This window comes from Marinifilum sp. D714, from assembly GCF_030851345.1.
In the GTDB taxonomy this organism is placed as follows: domain Bacteria; phylum Bacteroidota; class Bacteroidia; order Bacteroidales; family Marinifilaceae; genus Marinifilum.
This window is the reverse complement of sequence record NZ_JALPNU010000054.1, coordinates 1-1679: the sequence shown is the minus strand read 5'-3', so window position 1 is coordinate 1679 and position 1679 is coordinate 1. Positions and strand designations below refer to the sequence as shown.

Below are 1679 nucleotides of genomic sequence, written 5' to 3'. Positions count from 1 at the left end.
TTCTTCACAAAGCAGCCAAACGTGCCTGCATTACAGGGAAAGTAACTCCACATCTTCTTCGTCATAGTTTTGCGACCCACATGCTTGAAAAAGGCTTAAATCTGAAACGCTTGCAGTTGCTTCTGGGACACAATGCCATGAAAACCACATCTATTTATCTGCACGTGGCCGATATAAGTTCTGCCAATATGCCTGATCTATTGAACACAGGTAAAGATGTAAAAGATGGAAAATAAAAGAAGCAGGTACGATTTGGCAGATATTTTAAGGGAGCACAGGGATGTTTTTTATAGCAATTACCGCATGTTTGAACAACAGAAAAAAGCCTACAGAAATATTTGTGCTTGTAGAACGCCGGAGCTTGGCGGGCATACTAATTACTGTAATTCTTGCGATTACAACAGTCAGGCCTATAATTCCTGTCGCCACAAACATTGTCCCAAGTGCCAGTTCATCAAACAGGTTAGGTGGGTGGATAAACTACGTGCTAAACTTCCTGCATGTAAACATTTTCATTTGGTTTTAACCATTCCCCATCAATTGAATGAACTTTTCTATTTGAATCAAAACATCTTGTACAATGCCCTGTTCCAATCAGCCTGGAAAGCTGTGAGCAAGGCCGCAGGCAATCCTCGTTTTTTAGGAGCTCAAACCGGGGCCGTTGCCGTACTGCATACCTGGACACAAACATTGGGGCAGCATCCTCACATCCATATGATTATTCCCTCGGGAGGATTATCAGAAGATCAAATGGAATGGATTCCTGCTCATAAAGACTTTTTTGCACCTAAAAAGGCAATCAGTCGATTGTTTCGGGGAATCCTGTGTGAAAGAATCAGGATTGCACTTGAACAGTCTGTGCTAAATCTTCCTGACGGCTTTGATTGGAAGCAGGTCAAACAACATCTCTACAAGAGTGATTGGAATGTCAACATCAAAAAGCCTATGGCGAGTATTGACTCTGTGGTTGAATATTTGGGCAGATACACCAACAGGGTAGCCATTAACAACAGTCGCATTACTGCCATTGAGAATGGCAAGGTGTTTTTTCGGTACAGGAACAGAAAAACGGGTATTCACAAGGTTATGAAGCTTGAGGCGTTGGAATTCATTCGAAGGTTCATGTTGCACATCTTGCCACACAATTTTTACAAGATCAGGTATTACGGCATACTTTCATCTGCAAACTCTCAAAGCAAAATGCAAGAGGTTAATGCACTATTAAAGAACTGTGTATTCATCCCTCGTTTTGAAGGTTTGCCAACCATAGAGGTATATGATTTAATTACGGGGAAGGATGTGAGCAGATGTCCCAAATGTAAGAGTGGACGTATTTTATGTAGATCACTGCCTGATCCGGATACATGATGTTATAAACAGAAAATAATGTTCTTTGTATGCTGAATTTTAAAATCGATAGCCGTTTGCTAAACGGGAAAGTTATGCACTTATCTCAAGGCATTCTATTAATAAAGCATTGTATGTCATCTGATTTTAACCTTTGCAAGAGTCAGTTGCTACAGGAAGATACAAATCAAATCCAATAAATGCCCATAGGCCGACGGCATTGTCCAACCATGTTTTATCCTTTATTTGGAATTATTCTGTAAAGAAAATTAAACTCTCTTAATAATGTTTTGTTAATTTTATCAAACGAAAGAATAAAACACTTTTACGTT

Annotated in this window: 2 protein-coding genes; both read left to right on the top strand. The window is 39.7% G+C overall.

The window, feature by feature from the left end; genetic code table 11:
* Nucleotides 1–236: tyrosine-type recombinase/integrase (locus tag M0051_RS19505; RefSeq protein WP_306743247.1), on the top strand; the 236-nt coding region annotated here is incomplete at its 5' end.
* Complete coding sequence (locus tag M0051_RS19500; RefSeq protein ID WP_306743246.1) at nt 226–1368, top strand: IS91 family transposase; 1143 nt, start codon at nt 226–228, stop codon at nt 1366–1368. The genes M0051_RS19505 and M0051_RS19500, both read left to right, overlap by 11 nt.
* The last annotated feature ends 311 nt before the right edge of the window (nt 1369–1679 follow it).

What these genes read in the sequence shown, in the direction of transcription:
- M0051_RS19500 (WP_306743246.1), top strand. Translation starts at nt 226, where the DNA reads ATGGAAAATAAAAGAAGCAGGTACGATTTGGCAGATATTTTAAGGGAG.